Annotated in this window: 21 protein-coding genes; 7 read left to right on the forward strand and 14 right to left on the reverse strand. The window is 51.5% G+C overall.

The genetic code is table 11. The annotated features are described in order from the left end of the window. Positions 1 to 69: 69 nt before the first annotated feature. The 5 genes from hutG to AC3QL0_RS09515 form a co-directional block, all read right to left on the reverse strand. Entirely contained in the window at positions 70 to 885 is an 816-nt protein-coding gene (gene hutG / locus AC3QL0_RS09495; RefSeq protein WP_493008264.1) for an N-formylglutamate deformylase, read from the reverse strand. Positions 886 to 904: 19 nt separating this feature from the next. Next, positions 905 to 1,729: a carbon-nitrogen hydrolase family protein gene (locus AC3QL0_RS09500; RefSeq protein WP_135864608.1), complete on the reverse strand. Its 825-nt coding sequence runs from the start codon at positions 1,727 to 1,729 to the stop codon at positions 905 to 907. 65 nt (positions 1,730 to 1,794) lie between these two features. Next, positions 1,795 to 2,640 carry a serine hydrolase gene (locus tag AC3QL0_RS09505; protein WP_135864610.1) on the reverse strand — a complete coding sequence of 282 codons (846 nt, stop codon included), beginning with the start codon at positions 2,638 to 2,640 and terminating at the stop codon, positions 1,795 to 1,797. Positions 2,641 to 2,656: 16 nt separating this feature from the next. Then, positions 2,657 to 4,063: a gluconate:proton symporter gene (locus AC3QL0_RS09510; RefSeq protein ID WP_493008265.1), complete on the reverse strand. Its 1,407-nt coding sequence runs from the start codon at positions 4,061 to 4,063 to the stop codon at positions 2,657 to 2,659. A 132-nt stretch (positions 4,064 to 4,195) separates the two neighbouring features. Further along, entirely contained in the window at positions 4,196 to 5,671 is a 1,476-nt protein-coding gene (locus AC3QL0_RS09515) for an N-acyl-D-amino-acid deacylase family protein (protein WP_493008266.1), read from the reverse strand. Between the two features lie 105 nt (positions 5,672 to 5,776). Between AC3QL0_RS09515 and AC3QL0_RS09520 the strand changes: the two genes are divergently transcribed. Together AC3QL0_RS09520 and AC3QL0_RS09525 are read left to right on the forward strand one after the other, a co-directional pair. Next, positions 5,777 to 6,721 (forward strand): LysR family transcriptional regulator, encoded by a 945-nt coding sequence (locus AC3QL0_RS09520; protein WP_493008267.1) that lies wholly within the window; start codon positions 5,777 to 5,779, stop codon positions 6,719 to 6,721. Positions 6,722 to 6,994: 273 nt separating this feature from the next. Further along, a complete protein-coding gene (locus AC3QL0_RS09525; RefSeq protein WP_493008268.1) occupies positions 6,995 to 7,801 on the forward strand; it encodes a DUF4377 domain-containing protein in 807 nt (268 codons plus the stop codon). Positions 7,802 to 7,932: 131 nt separating this feature from the next. Here AC3QL0_RS09525 and chrA read toward each other — a convergent pair whose 3' ends face one another. From chrA to AC3QL0_RS09540, 3 genes are all read right to left on the reverse strand, one after another. Then, a complete protein-coding gene (gene chrA, locus AC3QL0_RS09530; protein ID WP_493008269.1) occupies positions 7,933 to 9,126 on the reverse strand; it encodes a chromate efflux transporter in 1,194 nt (397 codons plus the stop codon). Positions 9,127 to 9,197: 71 nt separating this feature from the next. Continuing rightward, positions 9,198 to 9,446: a hypothetical protein gene (locus AC3QL0_RS09535; RefSeq protein ID WP_493008270.1), complete on the reverse strand. Its 249-nt coding sequence runs from the start codon at positions 9,444 to 9,446 to the stop codon at positions 9,198 to 9,200. A 176-nt stretch (positions 9,447 to 9,622) separates the two neighbouring features. Beyond that, positions 9,623 to 9,865, reverse strand: a complete 243-nt coding sequence (locus tag AC3QL0_RS09540) for a hypothetical protein (RefSeq protein ID WP_493008271.1) — start codon at positions 9,863 to 9,865, stop codon at positions 9,623 to 9,625. 175 nt (positions 9,866 to 10,040) lie between these two features. Between AC3QL0_RS09540 and AC3QL0_RS09545 the strand changes: the two genes are divergently transcribed. Continuing rightward, complete coding sequence (locus tag AC3QL0_RS09545; RefSeq protein ID WP_493008272.1) at positions 10,041 to 10,637, forward strand: TetR/AcrR family transcriptional regulator; 597 nt, start codon at positions 10,041 to 10,043, stop codon at positions 10,635 to 10,637. A gap of 103 nt (positions 10,638 to 10,740) precedes the next feature. Then, positions 10,741 to 11,079, forward strand: coding sequence for a tRNA-binding protein (locus tag AC3QL0_RS09550; RefSeq protein ID WP_493008273.1), 339 nt, complete (start codon positions 10,741 to 10,743; stop codon positions 11,077 to 11,079). Positions 11,080 to 11,117: 38 nt separating this feature from the next. Here the strand turns inward: AC3QL0_RS09550 and lpdA are convergent, their stop codons facing one another. The 4 genes from lpdA to AC3QL0_RS09570 are packed head-to-tail and all read right to left on the reverse strand — an operon-like array spanning position 11,118 to position 16,229. Continuing rightward, positions 11,118 to 12,515, reverse strand: coding sequence for a dihydrolipoyl dehydrogenase (lpdA, locus tag AC3QL0_RS09555; protein WP_493010971.1), 1,398 nt, complete (start codon positions 12,513 to 12,515; stop codon positions 11,118 to 11,120). Next, positions 12,515 to 13,918 (reverse strand): dihydrolipoamide acetyltransferase family protein, encoded by a 1,404-nt coding sequence (locus AC3QL0_RS09560; protein WP_493008274.1) that lies wholly within the window; start codon positions 13,916 to 13,918, stop codon positions 12,515 to 12,517. Before AC3QL0_RS09560 ends, lpdA begins: the two co-directional genes overlap by 1 nt. Then, complete coding sequence (locus AC3QL0_RS09565) at positions 13,918 to 14,958, reverse strand: alpha-ketoacid dehydrogenase subunit beta (RefSeq protein ID WP_493010972.1); 1,041 nt, start codon at positions 14,956 to 14,958, stop codon at positions 13,918 to 13,920. Before AC3QL0_RS09565 ends, AC3QL0_RS09560 begins: the two co-directional genes overlap by 1 nt. A gap of 38 nt (positions 14,959 to 14,996) precedes the next feature. Further along, complete coding sequence (locus AC3QL0_RS09570) at positions 14,997 to 16,229, reverse strand: 3-methyl-2-oxobutanoate dehydrogenase (2-methylpropanoyl-transferring) subunit alpha (RefSeq protein ID WP_493008275.1); 1,233 nt, start codon at positions 16,227 to 16,229, stop codon at positions 14,997 to 14,999. Between the two features lie 307 nt (positions 16,230 to 16,536). Here AC3QL0_RS09570 and AC3QL0_RS09575 point away from each other — a divergent pair, with 307 nt between their 5' ends. From AC3QL0_RS09575 to AC3QL0_RS09585, 3 genes are read left to right on the forward strand one after another with little or no spacing between them, the layout of a single operon-like run. Beyond that, a complete protein-coding gene (locus tag AC3QL0_RS09575) occupies positions 16,537 to 17,361 on the forward strand; it encodes a GNAT family N-acetyltransferase (protein WP_493008276.1) in 825 nt (274 codons plus the stop codon). A gap of 14 nt (positions 17,362 to 17,375) precedes the next feature. Continuing rightward, positions 17,376 to 18,413 carry a GNAT family N-acetyltransferase gene (locus AC3QL0_RS09580; protein ID WP_493008277.1) on the forward strand — a complete coding sequence of 346 codons (1,038 nt, stop codon included), beginning with the start codon at positions 17,376 to 17,378 and terminating at the stop codon, positions 18,411 to 18,413. Between the two features lie 13 nt (positions 18,414 to 18,426). Further along, positions 18,427 to 18,936, forward strand: coding sequence for a GNAT family N-acetyltransferase (locus AC3QL0_RS09585; RefSeq protein WP_493008278.1), 510 nt, complete (start codon positions 18,427 to 18,429; stop codon positions 18,934 to 18,936). A 15-nt stretch (positions 18,937 to 18,951) separates the two neighbouring features. On the opposite strand, the gene AC3QL0_RS09590 is transcribed toward AC3QL0_RS09585, so the two are convergent. Then, positions 18,952 to 19,449, reverse strand: a complete 498-nt coding sequence (locus AC3QL0_RS09590; protein ID WP_493008279.1) for a GbsR/MarR family transcriptional regulator — start codon at positions 19,447 to 19,449, stop codon at positions 18,952 to 18,954. 97 nt (positions 19,450 to 19,546) lie between these two features. Then, positions 19,547 to 20,104, reverse strand: a complete 558-nt coding sequence (locus tag AC3QL0_RS09595; protein WP_493008280.1) for a hypothetical protein — start codon at positions 20,102 to 20,104, stop codon at positions 19,547 to 19,549. Positions 20,105 to 20,207 lie beyond the last annotated feature (103 nt).

Genomic DNA, 20,207 nt, shown 5'->3' on the forward strand with positions numbered 1-20,207 from the left:
TTTGATCTGCAGTACCCCAAAAAAAAAGCACCCCATCAGGGGTGCAAACTTGTTGTGGCAAGGGATTGCTTAATCGCGCTTGTCCTGAGCAAAGGCTAGTGCTTCGTTCAACAGTGACTTGATTAAGGGTTGCACATTCACGGCAACTTCTTCTTGATACTCAAATGGCCACTTTTCTTCCATGTAGCAACACTGTGCCATTTCCAGCTGTACCGCGTGGATATTTCTGGCTGGGTTGCCATAGTTTCGGGTGATATAACCACCTTTAAAGCGGCCATTCAGAACACTGCTATAGCGTTCATCTTGCTGCGCTACGCTCAGCAAGCGTTGTGCTAATTCTGGATCACAACTAGCACCGTCAGCTGTACCAAAGTTCAAATCAGGTAATTTCCCATCAAAAAACCTAGGCACAATTGAGCGTATAGAATGCGCATCCCACAGCACTACACGACCAAACTGGGCATGCAAACGCTCAAGTTCCTGCTGCAATTGCTGGTGATAAGGGCGCCAAATCGCTTCACGTCGTGCAGCAACTTCTGCATCGTTTGGCTCAGCACCTGGTTGGTATAACGGCTCATCACCAAAGGTATCTAACGGGCATAGGCTAGTAACGCTTTGCCCAGGATACAAACTGGCGTTATCAGGTGGACGGTTCTGGTCCACCACATAACGGGAGTACTTAGCAATTAGGATGGAAGCGCCCAGCTCACGGGCACATGCGTACAAGCGTGGCAGATGCCAGTCAGTGTCTTGCAACTGACGGGCTTCCGGGCTCATGCGCGCCAACACGTCGTCTGGCACATAGGTGCCCACGTGCGGCATAGAAATCAGCAAAGGGCTAGTCCCTGCATGAAACTCAAAAACGGCATTGGTTGCTTCAGTCATCCTTTACTCCACTATCTTTTTACTGCTGAATTGGGTACAAATCACCGCGGCGGTGATCCCAAGCAGGCAACGACTCACGCAGACGAGCTACACGAGCAGGATCAATGTCTGCACAGATATAGCCGGACTGATCTGGCATACATGCCAGAACGGTGCCCCAAGGATCAATAATCATGCTGCGGCCTAAACACGGCATGGCTGGGCCTGGCCCACCAATTTGTGCTGCTGCCAATACGTAACACTGATTTTCGATCGCTCGGGCACGCAACAACACTTCCCAATGATCTCTGCCAGTATGTACATTGAAGGCAGCAGGAACAACCAACACATTTGCACCGCGCGCACGAAGCGTACGGAAAAGCTCTGCAAAACGCATGTCGTAGCAAATACTCAACCCTAAATTCAGATCCCCGATTTGTACGTTTTGCAGATGCTCGCCGTGACAAAACTCGTCCGATTCGCGATACGTCACGCCATTCACTACAGCGTCATACAAGTGCATTTTTCGGTAGGTAGCAGCAATGCTGCCATCTGGCGAAAACACCACACTGGTGTTGCCTAGACGTTGGCCATCTGCACCTTTTTCGTGCATAGAACCCAACTGTATCCAAGCACCCGTTTGGCGTGCCAATGCGGCGAAACGTTCTGTGACCATGCCAGGGATAGGTGTTGCCTGTGCACTCACCCACTCTTTGTCACCGCGCACATCGCTGTACTCCGGTGTAATGATCAACTTGGCACCATCGTTGGCTGCCGCTAGTACCCAACGCTCTAGCTCAACCAGATTGGCCTCACGATCTCGTCCACTATCGACTTGAACCAATGCGACGCGTGTTGTTGTCATGGCTATTCCTTATCTTTAGACCCGGCTTCATCCTGCAAGCCGGGTAATTCATCATTACTACAAGCTCAGGCTCTGAGTACATCCGCCACGGTTGCTGCCAGCTTGGACAGCACAGCCGCACCTTCACCACCATACAAAGTGGAGCTAGTACGCGCATCCGTAAAACCATCAGCCAACACAGCCAATACCACGCTGCGTTTGCCTACGGTCATGATGCCGGCGTCGTGACGCAAGCCAGGCAAAGAGCCTGTTTTATGGGCCAGCTCTACGTCGGCAGGCAATATAGCCGCAAAGTGACCGCGCTCGCGCTGATCGGCCAACATTTGCAAACCTTCCTGACGCAGTGCCTCTGGCAGCACTGGCGACTGCAGCAAGTACAACAAGGTCGTACATGCATCAGCAGCACTGGTCCAGTTGTCTTTGCCTTGCGCACGAGCTTGCGCATCCATCATGTGACGTTGCAGTTCGGTGTACGCCAAGCCAGCCTGCCTGCACCATTGATTAATGCGGTCCATACCTAAAACATCAATCAGAGCGTTGGTAGCGACGTTATCGCTCAACACAATCATCAAGTGCGCCAGTTCGCGCAGGCTTAACGCCTGCACGCCAGGCAATTGGCTCAAAATACCTGTACCACCCGCACGATTGCTGTCAGGCAATGCCCGTACATCGTCCAAGCTCACACGCCCTTTGGCCACTTCTTCCAGCAAACAAAGCAACATGGGTACCTTGATTAAGCTGGCAGACGGCATCGCGCGCTGTACATGCCAATCAAACAGGCTAACGCCATCCAGAGTCCGCACCGCCATAGAAATGCGTGCAGGCTCTTTTTCCAACAATGGTGTCAGGCTACTCTCTAGTTGCAGACGTACTTCCTGCACATCCAGTGTTTCGCTACCCAAAGTAAACATCGTTACGCCTCGCTTCTTACTCTAGAATCATGAACAAGCCAGCGAACATCAACAAGTTGATTGCCATGACTGCCCAACCGTTATAGAGCATGTATTTAAGTTGTGTGGATCGAGCCAAGCCCATCTGACCAAACATGTCAGACGATGGGAAAGGACCAAACCAGTCAATCTGAGAACTCCCCAAAATCACAGCAGTAGTCGCTGCTGGGCCTACGCCGGCTGCTGCCAGCACTGGACCAAAGATTTTGGCAGTGAACGTCATCTGGGCTACCGCAGCACCAGGAATGTGACCAATCACGTTAAAGCCCACAATAATCATACATAGTGCAGCACCACTCACACCGATCAGGTACGGCTGAACCGCATCTAACAACGCGTGGTACGCATTCAACTGATCCACCAGCACCAACACAGGGTTGAACAACCAGAACAGGAAGAAAATCCAGATCAGTTTGCCTGCACCTTTGTACATGGCTTCCAAAATTTCACGTGGGTTCAAACCACCGGCCAAACCAGTTACTGCACCCAAAGACACCATCACGATAATCGCAAACGCAAAACCCGCTTTAGCCAACACACCTACTACAGCCAATGTGATGATGGTCAAGCAGAAACCCCATGCCGCACGAACCGCTTTAGGAGAGGCTTTTGCATTGATATCAAAAGCGGCTGCACCTTGTGCTGCTTCTTCGTACTGGAAGTCGTCTGCCGTCATTTTCTGGATACGGCCAGACATAAACCAACCCGTCAACAGCGTGGCAGCTGCCATAGGCAGACCAGCAACCATCAAGTAGTCACCGTAGCTCAAACCTGTCAAACCCGTCACGGTCACAACGTTAGGGGTGAATGGCCCCAACACCAGACCAGCAGAACCAGCGCTCTGGAACAATGCCGCTACAGCAGGTGGAGACAAACGTACCGCAGCAGCGATAGGGATCACCACAGCAGCAATAATGGCGTTACCACCAGCCAGCGTACCCAAGGCACCACAGATCAGCGTAGACGCGACCATGATCCCCAAACGTACACGCACTGGGTTAGACAAACCAATACGCTTCACAATAGCGCGTACCAGCTGTTCCGCAGCACCAGTTCTGGAGGCTACTTCACCTACACCAGCACCCAGCACAATGATCAAACCCACTACGGCAATAAAAGAACCCAGTGAGTCAGCCAGCAATTTGCCCATCGCAATAGGCGTGGTGCTGGTCATAATAGCGCCCAGCACAATTGCACCGATGGTCGCCAATACAATATCAACACCCAGCAAGGCGATGACAGCAAACACTACTACCGGTGTCAAACCCCACAAGGAGGTCTCACCAGGCAAGTAGAAATGTGTATAAAGAGCTACTGCTAGCCCCAGTAAGTACACCAGCATCGCGGCATTGCGCTTGCCAGTGGGTTGTTGCGTGAAGGTCATGGAGTCTCCTTAACTGTCCTTCGGGAGCGGCGTTTCAACCTGTACCGTTCCTATTGTGATGCTGATAGTCATGATCACGCATGTAAAAACATCACAGGTCATGACTAGATAATGAAATTAGAACGACGGCAATTAACTGCCTTGTTCCACACTTTTTGCTTTGGCGGCAAAGGCCCGGTTCAACACCTGACCAGGTCGTTGTGCTGGCGCCTGAGGAAACACCTGTACGCCATTCACAAATACAGCTTCTACACCCTCTGAAGGCAGTGTTGGCTGCTCCCAGGTTGCGCAGTCTGTGACGGTTTCCGGATCGAAAACCACCACATCGGCCCACGCACCCTCTTGAAGTACGCCACGGTCTTTCAGGCCAAATACCGATGCGGGCAACGCTGTCATTTTGGCGACAGCCTGCTCCAACGGCATCAATCTAGCTTCACGCACATACGGTCCTAAAATGCGTGTAAAGCTACCCCACAAACGTGGGTGCGGCTGCGCATCTGCTGGCAAACCATCAGAACCCACCATGCAACATGGGTGACTGAAAATGCGGTGTACTTCGGACTCATCCATTGCAAAATAGATGGCACCGGCAGGCAGTAATTTACGGGCAGCCGTTTCACGATCACATCCCCACTGCTCTGCAACGTCAGACAAATCCATGCCGTTGCACTCAGGGTGTGGTTCTGACCAAGTGATACGAATACGATCAATAGTGTGGGCACGCTCAGGAATCAAGATGGTGGAACTGCCCGAGTACGGGTAGATATCCAACGTAGCTTCCATGCCTTCGGCTCGTGCGCGATCAATGTTCGCCAACGTGTGGCGACTACGCCCCCAGTTAGCTGGCAACATACATTTATGGTGGGACACCAATGTGGCACATTGGCTGTCTCTACCTACAGACAATACTTCTTCAACAGACTCTTCTACGGTATCGCCTTCATTGCGAATATGGCTGGTATGTAAAGAACCATGTTTAGCAGCTACCGCTGCCAAACCTTCCAACTCACTTGGCTGAGCCATACAACCAGGCTCATACGCTAAACCTGTACTGAAACCTACTGCACCATTGCTCAAGGCGTTATCCAGCAAACGCTCCATCGCTTGTTGTTCTTCTTCTGTGGGTGTTGCCATAGGATCAGCCATCACCGCCATACGCAAGTTGGCGTGGCCTACCAGCGCCGCAACGTTGATCATAGGGCTGAGCTTTTGTACGGCTTGTGTGTAGTCTGTCATGCTGTCAAACAGCGGGGAATCGCCCAACAGAGCCAACGCTGCAGCATGGTTACCTGGCAGCGGTGCAGGAAACGCACTCACGCCGCAATTACCTACCACTACCGAGGTAATACCTTGGCTGGTTTTCCAGTCTAGAGCGGGCTTCTCGATAAACATCAAATCATCGTGACCATGTGTATCAATAAACCCAGGTGCTACGACTTTTGCAGTAGCATCAATTGTGGTGTCAGCTGTCCAGTCACTCAAATCACCTAGAGCCACTACACGCCCGGCACGAATACCCACATCACCTTGTTGGCGCGGGGTAGCGGTTCCATCAATAATCCAACCATTTGCGATTTTGACGTCTAACCGGCGGTCGTCCTGTTGCATTCTTTACTCCTGAGACCTCCCCAAATAACGGGAGTTTGGCGTATTATCCAAAAGGATTATTGATATGAAAAATTGTTTAAGTTAATCGATCAATCACAATTTGAGATGAATAGACTTCCTAAACACATCACGTTAAAGCACTTGAATGCCTTTGTTGCCGTTGCTCAAGAGGCAAGTTTCACAAGGGCCGCACGCCGTTTATTCCAAACTCAGTCGTCGGTTACGGGGCTCATTCAGCAGCTAGAAGCCGCCCTAGAAATACCCCTTTTTATACGCACAAGCCGCAGGGTAGTACTTTCCCCTATTGGCAAAGAGTTTTTACCAAGAATTACACGTCTTTTGGCCGATTTCGATGGCGCTATTGATGACGTGATGCGCTACGGAGCCCTGAAAAGCGGGCGTGTGAGCGTATCGGCTGCCCCATCAGCTATTACCGATTTGATCGCACCAGCTGCTGCTGTGTTTTCAGAACACTACCCCGGCGTGCGTTTGTACTTACGTGATGCCAACTCTGGGCCTATTCAGCGTCAAGTCGTATCAGGTGAAGTCGATTTTGGTTTAACCAGTAGATGGGCGGATATGCACGGTTTAGAAAGTGAACCACTATTGGAAGATCAGTTCGGCGTACTCTACCGTAGCAATGATGCGCATATACACCCCGATACGCGTAACAGTGTCAGCTGGAAAACACTGCAAAATCGTAAGTTAGTAGGCGTGATTGATGAAACCGGTATTATGGCCGTGCTGCAATCTAGGCCCGATTTGCCAATCGAAGTCTCTGCCCCTTTCTACGAGGCCTCTAGTACTACCTCCCAGGCTGCCATCGTACAAAGCGGTTTAGCCATTGCCCTCATGCCCTCGTTAGCGGCTCAACGCGTATTGGTTCCCGGCTTGTCATTTTCATTATTACGATCGCCCAAGCTGGTGCGTACGTTATGCCTGATGTTTCCTCAAGACCATGCCCCTACTCCGGCGGCTACGGCGTTGGCGGATGAAATACGTCGCTATGTGAAACATGCGGAACTGCCTGCTGGCTGCAAAGTGCTCTAAGTACCGTACATTACCGTCTGTCGAAGCCTAGACCAGAAAGACAGAGGGGCGCGATTTCTAGCTCCTCCTCTCTATATCTAGCTCCTCCTCTCTATATAGAGTAGCCATACTGTTTTCACTTCCCTACTTTCTAGCACCACTGGTAGAGTCAATCCCTCTAGTCCGTAATGTAAGAGATAGTTAAGCAAACTTGCCATCAGCGTGCTATGGACTGACAATGCAAGTCTACGTTTCGCGAAACTCTCGCTTTGCCTCGCTGAATAAGGAAAGATTATGAAGAAAAAATTTGCGCTAACTGCTGGTTTTGTCGCCATGATGGGCTTGGCGGCTTGCTCTAGCTCCCCTTCTGCTAACACTGGCTCCGCACAGCAATCTTCGATGAACACCGAAACGACACTTCAAGCATATAACTGGGCTCTGGAATCCGTAGCGGCCAAAGGTCAGAAACCACAAGCTGCCCCTGCTGGCATCGACGGCACACCAATTGTGCTGCACTTCGCGGACAACCAAGTTTCGGTAGCAGGGCTATGTAACTTGATGAATGGCGGCTACAACGTTAACGGCTCACATATTTCCGTTAGCAACCCTGCCACCACCATGAAAATGTGCTCGGACCAAAAGTTGATGAGTTTTGAGCATGAAGTTGGCCAACGTTTGCCTACTGTTAGCCAATGGGCGATCAACGCTAACGATGCTAACCCCACACTGACGCTCACCTTTGCTGATGGCACCAAATGGCTCATGCAAGGTGAACCCACTCCTGAAACACTATACGGTGGTGAGCCTGAGCGTATTTTCTTAGAAGTAGCGCCGCAACGCGAAGCATGCTCGCACGCCATGATCCCAAACTACCAGTGCTTGAAAGTGCGTGAAATCACGTATGACAACAATGGCATCCAAACCAAAACCGGTGATTGGGGCTATTACTACGGTGATATTCAAGGCTACGAACACCAACCTGGTATTCGTAACGTCTTGCGCATTAACCGCTACACACGCCAAAACGTACCTGCTGATGCGTCCAAATACGTAGATATTCTGGACATGGTGGTGGAAAGCGAACAAACTAAGCAGCTCTAAGCGATACCTATCGCATCGATAGCACTTGCTACAAAAAAGTCCGTATGGTGATTCATACGGACTTTTTTATGCCTACTCCTAATACTGATGTGCATCCAACCATCGCACGCACCGTGTTCTAGCGCGCCGCCCTACCACACGCTTAGGACGCCAGCCACAACGCCACAGCCTAGCACTACTAACCACGGCGGCAATTTCCAATACATCAACGCCAACAAGGCTACCAGAGCGAATGCAACATCATAGGGAGTATGTATAGCGCTGGTCCATACTGGGTCGTAAAACGCGGCCACTAGCAAACCCACCACCGCCGCATTAACAGCCATTAGCGCTGCTTGAGCAGGCGTGCTGCATCGCCATTTCTCCCAAAATGGTAAGGCACCAACGATCAGTAAAAACGACGGAATAAAAATGGCGATAAGTGCAATCACACCACCTAGCCAACCGTCCATCGCCGCACCCAAAAATGCAGCAAATGTGAATAATGGCCCAGGTACGGCTTGAGTAGCCCCGTAGCCTGCCAAGAAAGTTTCGTTGCTTAACCACCCAGTAGAGATCACTTCAGTTTGCAGCAAAGGCAGCACCACGTGCCCCCCCCCGAACACCAGCGATCCAGCTCTATAAAATGCGTCTACTAGCATCAAGAATGACGTGGTAGGCCAGAGCCACGCCAACAACGGCAAGCCCAGCAATAGCACAAGAAATAGAAGTAGCCACGCACCACCAGCCCGCGGCGAGATCGCCAACGGAAGCACATCAGGCACAGAACGCGACAACGGCTTACACAACCACAGCCCCAGTACAGCGGCCACAGCAATTATGGCTACTTGTATAAAAGCGAAGGGCAACCACAACGCCACGCAACTGGACGCCACCATGATCATGATACGTAATGCATCTGGGCATAATGTGCGCGCCATGCCCCACACTGCTTGGGCTACCACGGCTACCGCCACAATTTTCAAACCGTGTAATACCCCTGTCGGGACCACATGCCCAAACTGAGTGAGCCCTATTGCAAACAGAGTTAAGACCAACGCGGAGGGCAACGTAAAACCCAGCCATGCTGCCAACACCCCTGCATAGCCTGCTCTGCTCAATCCTATAGCCATGCCCACTTGGCTGCTAGCAGGGCCGGGTAAGAATTGGCATAACGCCACCAGATCTACATAGCTGCGCTCACTTAGCCAACGCCGTTTGCCTACAAACTCAGCATGAAAATAACCTAAATGCGCTACTGGCCCGCCAAAAGAGGTGAGCCTCAGTCGTAGAAAAGCCCAGAACACTGCCCACGCACTTTTATCAGCCTCTGAGACATACGCCATGACCGCATCCTAATTTAATAACAGCCACATACTACTGGAAATTCATGGCGCTCTTGCGCTGTGATGACCCGCTACTGACGCCATGCCCACAGCATCAGCAACACAGGTGTACCTACTACTGCTCCCACTATGGCAAACAGAGGCCCATACAATAGAGCACTCATAGGAATCCACGATAAGCACACGCCTACGCCCTCATTCAAACAACTAAACTCTGGCCCTTGAAACACGCTAACCACAGGCAAAAACAAACCCGCCACCACTACACTGAGGGCGACAGCAACAAGTAAGGCCAGCAAGGTACGTACTAGAGTTTGCATAAGAGGTGCGGAAATTACAGCGTGAAAGGAGCAACGATATATAGCCTTTAACAGCCACACCGCTGACTATACGCAGCCATTGTAAAGCGATGACTTCATCGGTAAACGTAGCGGTTGTGATCAACGTTTTAGCATGCTGATGGCAACTAGCACAGCGACCAATGCAATCGCTGTCGCTACGTAGGTAATGTATTGCACCCAAAAGCAGGAATTACTAGCCCGCCTATCATCGCCCCCAAACCGGTACCTGCATTCGCCGCAGACACATTGAGAGTACCAGCCAAGGCTTGTGCATGAGATGCAGCCTTCATCACCCTCACCTGACAAATAGGAAATAGTGCCGTGTAGGCAATCCCCCATATAGCCAATGGCCCCGCCAATCCTGCGTAGGAATACACCATAGACACGCTACTTAGCATCCCTAGCCCCAACACGGTCACACAGACGATGGTAGCGCCCAACTTGCCACGTGGCTCATCAAAGACGAGCTCGCTCGTGGAGAGCTTGTTGCCCTACTCAGTATGTTTATGGCTGAACTAAGCGTAGCGTGATATTCACAAAATAGGTATACTGGTCTACCTACTTTTTACGTTTATGATGATGAGCACTCCCTCTACCGCTAAAAAAGAAAGCGCACGCGACAAACTACTGAGTGCAGCCTCTACCTTGTTTTACAACGAGGGAATTACCGCTACAGGTATTGATACCATTGTCAAAAAAGCCGATGTCGCCAAGAAAAGTCTCTATAACAATTTCGCTTCTAAGTCCGATCTTATTGCGGCGTATATAGAAAACCGTCATGCAGAGTGGCTGTCACTGTATGCCGCGCGATTGGAACACGCCACCACCCCTGCAGAACGCGTATTGGCGGTTTTTGATGCCTACACCGATCATGCCGAAGATGCGTATGAACGCGGTTTTCGTGGATGTGGCTTGTTAAATGCCGCCGCAGAGTTTCCGGCTGGTGACAACGCCAGACTAGCGGTGCGCGCCCACAAAGAAGAAGTAGAAGCCTTATTGCAGCAACACGTGGCTGAGCTATTACCAGCGCAGGCTGAACGTAGCGCTGCGTTGGCACAGCACCTCGCCTTCATACTGGAAGGTGGCATGGTACGTGCTGGCTTAGAAGGTCATAGTGCCTGCTCAGCACAAGCTAGAGCCATCGCTGCTGCCCTGTTAGAAAACGCGTAATCACGTACTGAATCTAGCTGCTGTATCCCTTACAGCACCCCTCTTTATTCTTTTACCGCTTACAGCCTTAGCGCTGGTTTTTTTACCCTTGGAGCCCACCGGCATGAACACCATTACTTGGGATGATTTTGAAAAAATAGAACTGCGCGTAGGCCGCATTATCCAAGCCGACACCTTTCCCGCAGCGCGCCGCCCCGCGTATAAACTGGTCGTAGATTTTGGTCCTGAGATTGGACAACGTAAATCCAGCGCACAAATCACGGATCTCTACACGCTAGACGAGTTAGTAGGTAAACATGTGGTGGCGGTGGTGAATTTCCCGCCCAAACAAATAGGCCCCATCATGTCTGAATGTTTGGTCACGGGCTTCCCTGATGAACAAGGTCGCGTGGTGCTATGCACGCCTGACAAAGCGGTGCCACTGGGTGGCAAACTGTACTAATCACACTACCGAGGTAGAGGGGCTTGCCCCTCTACTAACTATCGGTGCAAGCCACGCCCTAACGCATGAAACGCTGCCTCTTGTAAGGCCTCGCCCAGTGATGGATGTGCATGTATGGTGCCTGCGATATCTTCTAGGCGACTTTGCATTTCTAGCGATAAACCAAAGGTACTGACCAACTCAGCCACGCCTTCCCCCACGGCCTGCCAGCCCAGAATGGCGTGATTGTCTCGTCTAGCAACCACACGCACAAAACCGGCTGAAGCCTCCATCGTCATCGCTCTACCATTCGCCGCAAAGTGGAAAATGCCGGTAATGTAATCAACACCTGAAGCCGCTGCCTGCTCTGGCGTGACACCCGCCGTGACAATTTCAGGGTCGGTAAAGCAGACAGCTGGAATGCTAGCCGGCATAAAGTGGCGCTTCTTACCCGCAATCGCATCCACGGCCACTTCAGCCTGAGCCATTGCCCTATGCGCCAACATAGGCTCGCCGGTGACATCACCAATTGCCCATACCTGATGCATAGAGGTACGGCATTGATCGTCTACACGTATGGCCTTGCCATTCATCGCCAACTGCAAGCTTTCTAGCCCAAAGCCTTTGGTAAACGGGTGTCTGCCTGCCGCCACTAACACCTTATCAAACTGCCCACTGCCCTCAGCACCGTCTGCCCCTGTCCAGCTTAAAGTATTAGTTTGTGCCTCAAACTCTTTAACTGAGCACGACAACTGCAATTGCACACCTAATGCTTTCAGGCTGGCCTCTACCGGTTTCACCAAGTCTGCATCGTAGCCTGGCAATAATCTATTGCTGGCCTCGACGATAGTGACCTGGCTACCCAAACGGGCGTAGGCCATGCCCAACTCTAAGCCTATATACCCTGCACCAATCACGGCAAAACGCTCGGGGACCTGCGTCAACGACAAGGCTTGAGTGGACGACAACACGTCACCACCAAACGGCAAATGCGGTAGCGCCACAGCTTGTGAACCAGTCGCTAACATTAAGTGCTCACACTGCACACGCATTAGCCCTTCGCTGTGCTCTACCTCTACGGTTTTGCCGTCCAAGATACGAGCCCAACCTTGAATCAGCTCTACACCCGCTTTACGCAACAATCCGTTTACACCCGATGTAAGCTTACTCACCATGGCATCTTTCCATGCCACTGTTTTAGACAGCTCAATGCTAGGCGCTGCAGCGGTAATACCCAAGGGCGACGCCTTTTGACCGTAGCGGGTAGCACGATGAAACTCTGCCGATGCATGGATCAATGCTTTAGAGGGGATGCACCCTACATTCAAACATGTGCCCCCTACGCCACTGCCCTCAACCAATACGGTAGCAATACCCTGTTGGGCGGCCCGTAAAGCGGCGACATAGCCGCCTGGACCGCCACCTACAATCAGCAATGTCGTGCTTTTTTGTAGCATCATAGCGCCTCCACAAACAATAAAGCTGGGCACTCTATTAAGCTGCGTATGCGTTGGATAAACAGTGCCGCATCCATGCCATCTACCACTCTGTGATCAAAGGACGATGACAGATTCATCATTTTCCGTGCTACTACCGCACCATCTTTAATGACTGGACGCTCTACGATACGGTTCACACCTACAATCGCCACCTCGGGATGGTTAATGACGGGTGTAGCCATAATGCCGCCCAACGGTCCCAAGCTAGTCAGCGTAATGGTAGAGCCTGATAGTTCGTCGCGTGCCGCACGCCCTTCTCTGGCTACACGCGCCAACCGTACTGTTTCTTGCGAAGACTGCCACAAGTCCAACTGATCAGCATGGCGCACCACTGGCACCATCAAACCAGTTTCAGTTTGCGTGGCGACCCCCATGTGTACGGCGCCATAACGATGAATGATTTCAGCCTCATCATCATAACGAGCATTCATCTGCGGAAATTCTCGAAGGGCTACTACCATCGCCCGCATAATGAATGGCAATAGTGTTAGCTTGCCTTTGTCTTCCCCATACTCGTGATTCAGCTTGGCGCGTAGGTTTTCTAGTTCCGTCACATCCAACTCTTCCACATAGGTGAAGTGTGGAATGCGTCGTTTAGCTTCCTGCATTTTTTGAGCGATTTTTCTACGTAGCCCTATGACTGGAATGTCATCTATACGCTCGTCATCGTGCAACATGGGTTGGCTACGTACATGTGCACCACGACCAACTGCCGACGACTGCTGCATGTAGGTATCTAAATCTTGGTGTGTGATCTGCCCTACTGGCCCAGTAGCAGGCACATACTGCAATTCAATGCCCAACTCCCATGCACGTTGGCGCACTGCTGGCGATGCCAAAGGCTTAGCGCCATCAGGTCTTGCTGCACCACCGGGTGCAGTCATCGTACGTGCCGTTTTTGGGGCACCGCTGTTCACTGGCGGCGCTGCCTTAGTAGGGGCCGCACCGGCAGGTGCTGAACTTGCCGGCTGCACAGTGGTGGATGCGGTAGACGCAGCAGCCGACGAGGTCACTACTGTAGCCGAAGCAGGTGCATCAGTCGCTGCAGATTGTGCTTCACTGGCCGGTACTAGGGTGGGCGCTGGTGCTGCCGAAGTCGTCGCACTCACGTTACCTGCACCGTCCACCTCTAAGCGTATGAGCTCAGACCCTACGGCCATCACTTCACCTATCTCGCCACCCAGCGCGAGCACCACCCCACTCACCGGAGACGGCACTTCTACCGTAGCTTTATCGGTCATCACATCAGCAAGGATTTGGTCTTCGACCACGGTATCACCCGCTTTGACATGCCAACCCACCAACTCAACTTCTGCAATGCCTTCGCCTATGTCTGGCATTTTAATTACATGTATACCCATTATTGACCTCCTGTGTGGCATTGTCTGGCGGTAGGCAAGCTACCTAATACGCGTTTGTAGGCATCGTGTACACGTTGAGGACTAGGGAAATAATGCCACTCGTGCAAGTGCGGATACGGCACATCCCACCCCGCCACACGCTCTATAGGCGCTTCCAGATGATAGAAACAATGCTCTTGCACCAAGGTTGCCAACTCGGCCCCAAAACCGCTGGTTTGGGTAGCCTCGTGCACAATCACACATCGCCCGGTTTTACGTACCGACTCGGTAATGGCGTCTAGATCTACGGGCCATAAGGTGCGTAAATCTAGGATTTCAGCATCGATACCCGCTGCGTTCGCCGCCTCTAAGGCCACATGCACCATGGTGCCGTAGGTTAAAACGGTCAAGGCCTCACCGGGTCGCACAATGGCTGCTTTATCCAAAGGGATACTGTAATAGCCCGCTGGCACTTTGCCTTTTTCATGCTTAGACCACGGCACTATAGGTCTATCGTGATGCCCATCAAAGGGGCCGTTATACAACCGTTTGGGTTCCAAGAAAATAATAGGGTCGTTATTTTCAATGGATGCAATCAACAGCCCTTTGGCGTCGTATGGGTTGCTGGGCATTACTGTACGTATACCGCTTACATGGGTAAAGAACGCCTCTGGGCTTTGGCTGTGCGTTTGACCACCAAAAATCCCACCCCCGCACGGCATACGTATGGTTAAAGGTGCCGTAAACTCACCCGCCGATCTATAGCGCAAGCGCGCCGCTTCCGACACAATTTGATCGGTAGCTGGATAGAAATAATCGGCAAACTGAATTTCGACTACGGGCCGCAAACCATACGCGCCCATACCTACTGCTGCCCCTACAATGCCACTTTCAGAAATGGGGGCATCAAACACGCGGTTTCTGCCATATTTGGCCTGCAAGCCTTCAGTACAGCGAAATACGCCACCGAAATAGCCCACGTCCTGCCCAAAAACCACCACGTTATTGTCGCGCTCTAGCATGACGTCCATGGCTGAGCGCAACGCTTGGATCATGGTCATATCCACCAGATCATGTTCTTGTTTGTGCTGTTCCATGATTACACCCCCGCCTGTTGACGCTGATGCTGCAAATGCCACGGTGCATGCTCATATACATCCTCAAACATGCTGGCTGCGCTAATGACCTGCTCGTTAGCCATGGTCCCAAAAGCTTCTGCTTCTTTCTGGGCTGCCATGACCTCTTCCAATGCTGCTTTTTCAGCCGCTTCATGCTCAGCATCCGACCAGATACCTCGCTTGATCATGTGCTGTTTTAAGCGAGCAATAGGATCTCCTAATGGAAAATGCGACCAGTCATCGGCAGGCCGGTATTTGCTAGGGTCGTCTGACGTGGAGTGTGGGCCTGCACGGTACGTGACCCATTCAATTAAAGTTGGGCCCAAGTTGGCACGAGCACGCTCTGCCGCCCATTTTGCCACCTCGTATGTTGCAATAAAGTCGTTACCGTCCGCCCGTATAGACACAATGCCACTACCCACGCCACGCGCTGCGAACGTGTTATTTTCACCACCAGCAATACCTTGAAACGAGGAAATAGCCCATTGGTTATTCACAACATTTAACAGCACTGGCGCTTGATAAACATGCGCAAACGTCAGAGCCGTCTGGAAGTCAGATGCTGCCGTGGCACCGTCACCAATCCAGGCAGAAGCAATACTGGTATCGTTCTTAATGGCAGAAGCCATCGCCCAGCCCACCGCTTGGATCATCTGTGTGGCGAGGTTTCCTGAAAGCGAGAAAAAGCCCGCATCACGTACCGAGTACAACACCGGTAACTGGCGACCTTTCAAACGGTCTTTCTCGTTGGAAAACAGCTGACACATCATGTCTACCAACGACACGCCTTGCGTGATTAGTAGGTTTTGCTGTCGGTACGATGGGAAACACATATCGCCTTTGGCCAGCACCATAGACTGGGCTACGCCAATGGCTTCCTCACCCAAACTTTGGGTGTAAAAGGACATTTTTTTCTGTCGCTGCGCATTCACCATACGCGCATCAAACACACGCGTTTTGATCATGGCTAGCATGCCCTGACGCAACAGCTCAGGCGCAAGCTCGGTGGCCCAAGGGCCTACCGCTGCACCGTCATCGTCTAACACACGGACCAAGCCATACGCCAAATCGACGGTATCGCGTGCGGACACATCTAAAGGGGGTTTTGCTGCTGCACCAGCAGGTTGTAAATGCAGATAAGAGAAGTCAGTAGCATGACCTGGACGACCAGAGGGCTCGGGCACATGCAACCGTAATGCGGTGGGTTGTCTCATATTTTCTCGCCTTCGAAAAAACTTGTGGATTTTTCGTTGCTGCTTTTATGCACTGCTTGGTGAGCAGTTAATCAATCATCGCTCATCTTTGAAAATTTCTCAAATCGACCATAGTTGGCAAAAAATGACGCCATCAGACTCCGCTTGATTTCTTACGTTTTTAGCATGACAACCCTCCCTACTACCACTGCTACATATGCTCAATAAAAAACACTTGTATAGTTAGTTCGTTCAGTTTAGACTGAACGGTCTATTTTTTAGAATACAGAATATCTGATCAGCGTTCGCTGCTTCCATCTTGCCCACTATGCCACCTCACAATATCTTGGCATCCGCAGATGAGCAGTCAGCCACTATGCCTGATCCTGAAGTTTCCATAAAAGACACCATGACACGATTTGCCGAAGCCATTTATCAATACTGGCAAGAGCCCTTCATGGGCCACACTGTGTATAGCGATGAACACCTAAGTATTGTTATTAATCCTCAACTGGATGAGGACGAAGGCGTCACTATTCTTCACACCCTGAGCAATGCACACACTCACGTTGCCCTACTACCAAGCATTGCTGAAGCCTTGCGAAAAAAAGGTGCACTGGATGACAGTGGGCTGCTCACAGAAAGCCGCTTGCGTATCGCGTTGTCAGAGCTAGGCATGGTGATGCACGGCGCTGACCACCTGTACTACATCCCCGATGAGCTTCGTCAGAGCTGGCTTACTGCACCTGACGACCCTGCTATTCGCAAACTGTCGCCTGAAGATGCCATGCCATTTTCCGAGTTGGAATACCACACCAGCGATGACGATTTGGACATGGCACAAGTGGCTCTAGACGACTGGGCAGTCTTTGGTGTCTGGGCACAAAGCGGCAAACTTATCGGTGCCGCCAGCATCTACCCATGGGGTAATGAACACATCGTAGACTTAGGCGTGTTCACCCTTGCTAGGGTGCGCGGCCAAGGACATGCCACCAAGTTAGTGCGTGCTGTGGGCCGTTACGCCATGGAGCAACATTACGAGCTGCAATACCGCAGCCAAGCTGATAACCATGCTTCTATTGCGCTAGCAGAAGCGGCCGGATTAGCACTATTTGGGTACTGGGAAATCCCCTCCCCCAGCGACTCCCCCTGACAACATCAACAACAATGACGACATCCACCACACTGAAGCACCGTGTGTCCGTATCACCGATTGTGCGATTACCTGAAAATGTTGCGGGACTGCAGTGGCGTCGCGTGCAACACGCCGATATCCCCTTGCTGGTAGAGCTAGCACACGCCTGCAATACCGTGGACTCTCCTTGGGAGTCTACCAGTGCCAATGATTACACCCTCACTTTTGAAGAACCCAGCATCAACTTGGAGCGCGATTCTGCCATAGGCTTAGATGAACAAGGGCGAGCTGTGGCCTATGGTTTGGTATTTGGTAGCCCTACACACAACACCATTATCTGGGTAGATTTAGAGGGCATGGTGCACCCTGATAGACGTGGCGAAGGCATAGGTTCGGCCTTGCTTGCGTGGCAAGAAGAACGTGGACAGCAGTTTCTTGCCGAGCTGGATGCCTACGCCCCCGCCCTCCTCGCAGTCGCTGCATGGGACTCCGTTCAATCCAGTTGTAAACTAGTAGAAGCGCACGGGTATAGAAGTATTCGCTCATGGTTAGAGTTAGAACGTGACCTTGAACACGCTCTACCTACGCGCCCTTTACCGGTGGGTTATCGTATAGAGAGCTACATAGGCAATGAAGAAGCCGCACGTGGTGTACATAACGATGCCTTCCGAGATCACTGGGGATCGCAACCTGTCAGCCAAGAAGAATGGCTGCGCGATAACCAGCAAGGCCCTACACGCACCGATTTATCGTTCGTGATCAAAGCACCTACCGCTGATGGCAGTGAGGCTGTCGTCGCCACTATCATCTGTGCCGTCCCCAAAGAAGATTGGCCAGCTCGCGGATGCCGTTTTGGCTACATACAAGTCGTAGGCGTGACCTCCACCGCCAGAGGACGAGGCCTTGCCAGTGCATTAATTGCTCATGCGCTGCATGCTTTTAAAGCCGAGGGTCTAGAATTGGCCGTCTTAAGCGTAGACTCGCAAAGCCTCACTGGCGCCGTAGCGCTGTATGAACGATTGGGTTTTCACGCGGTGCGCACCTCGCTCACCTTAGTCAAAGAATATTAACGAACAGCACACCATGAGTAACTTGATCATACGCCGCGCCAGCGCGGCTGATGCTCCCGCCGTATTAGCCATTTTCGATGAGGTAGTGGCCTGGTTTCTAACTATTGGCAATGAACAGCAATGGGGCGTAGAGCCGTGGTCAGCACAACCACATCAACAAGCCAGAGTCACTGAGGCCTGTTCCCTGCCTGGCGCATGGGTAGTTGAAGACCCTAACGGCACTATTTTGGCAGCATTGGTGTTGGGCGATGCTATGCCTTACGTACCAGCAGCCACCGAACCTGAACTTTATGTACGACTACTAATTGCTTCCCGAAACGCCAAAGCGCGCGGCGTAGGCAAACGGTTGCTGGCTTTCGCGGATGATCAAGCCCGTGTCGCCAAGCTCACACACCTGCGCGTGGATTGCTATGGAGGCGGCACTGGCGCTTTAATACGGTTTTATGAATCCTGTGGCTACAAGCGCCTTTCCACCTTTGAGGTAGAGGGCTGGCCGGGGCAGATTCTAGGACGTGCGCTGTAAAGAACCACGCTAAAATTACGATTTGGTGGAAGCAGCTGGCATAGACCAACCTGTTTCCACCAACTTCGTTTTTAACTCTTCTAGTGCTTTCACTGTTTCTATATGAAAGTCTTTGGCTGCTTGCACACGTGCCGTGGCTTCCGCCGGTAAATCGCCGTGCTCTAACAACTCATCTACATACCCGTTAAAGCGTATCGATTCGCGTATGCTGTGCTCTACCGCCAATGCAAACGGGTTGTTCTGCAACTGAAAAAAGTCTTGGCGCTTTCCACGTATAGAGACACGCTCTATGATGCCCACGCGCTCTAGTAATCGTGTATTCGTGCTGATACTCGCCCTACTAGCTTGCAACCGCTCGGCTAATTCAGCAAAACTAATAGGGCCACCATCCAACAAAAAAATGCCTATTAAGCGGCCTGCAATACGCGGCATACCGCTGGCCTCAGCTTGTAGGCCATTACGCTCTATAAACTGCTCCCTAGCGTGTTGGCTGGCAGAAATTTCTTCAGTCATATCGTCACTCATTGTTCATTGAGACAAGTTTATCCCAAACACGAGAAGTAAGAGTGCGTTATGACCAATTACTTGCTGTAGAGCAAAAATAAGCACTCTACCACTGTAGATAGATTTGGTATAAACGCTTGTTCGCTTCCATCGCCCACGCCACATCCAAGTCGGTCAATATGTCGGGGAAGAAAGTAGAGCTTACTTCTATGCTGACACCTCCTACCACCAGTTTGGGCGCTTGCATACCCAGCACCTCAGATGGGTCTAATGTTGCATACGGAAACCATACCCACGCATTATCAAACGGCTCACCCATCACCTCATGGGCAGTACCTGCTGCGCTGGCCTCTTCTTTACTAGGCAATGCTGGATCACGCTTAATCTCAGCCGTTATCAATCCTATGCTGGCTGCATAATCTTTCGCTGTTATCAGCTCTTTTCCTGCCATATCCAACTTCCAGATACACAGCCTACCTTCACCACGAGGCGTATTAAAATACCCCTCTGTCGCCTCTGGGTTCACTATTTCTATCATGCTAGTGACTGGTGCACCGATGCTGGATGCCATCACTGTACAGTCTGGAAAATCTACTGCTGTGGCCTGTACATTGCCACCCACACACAACACTCCTACCCCTAGCACTTTTTTCAGCTGCTTCACTTCTATCCACCTCTTTTACCTGTTTGGCCATAACGCTCAGCGTCTCTACGCTTGCTCCCTTATCGTTATGCCAGACACCATCTACAACGACGGCAGACTACTA

This window comes from Paenalcaligenes sp. GW821-LYS-B07-1, assembly GCF_058803365.1.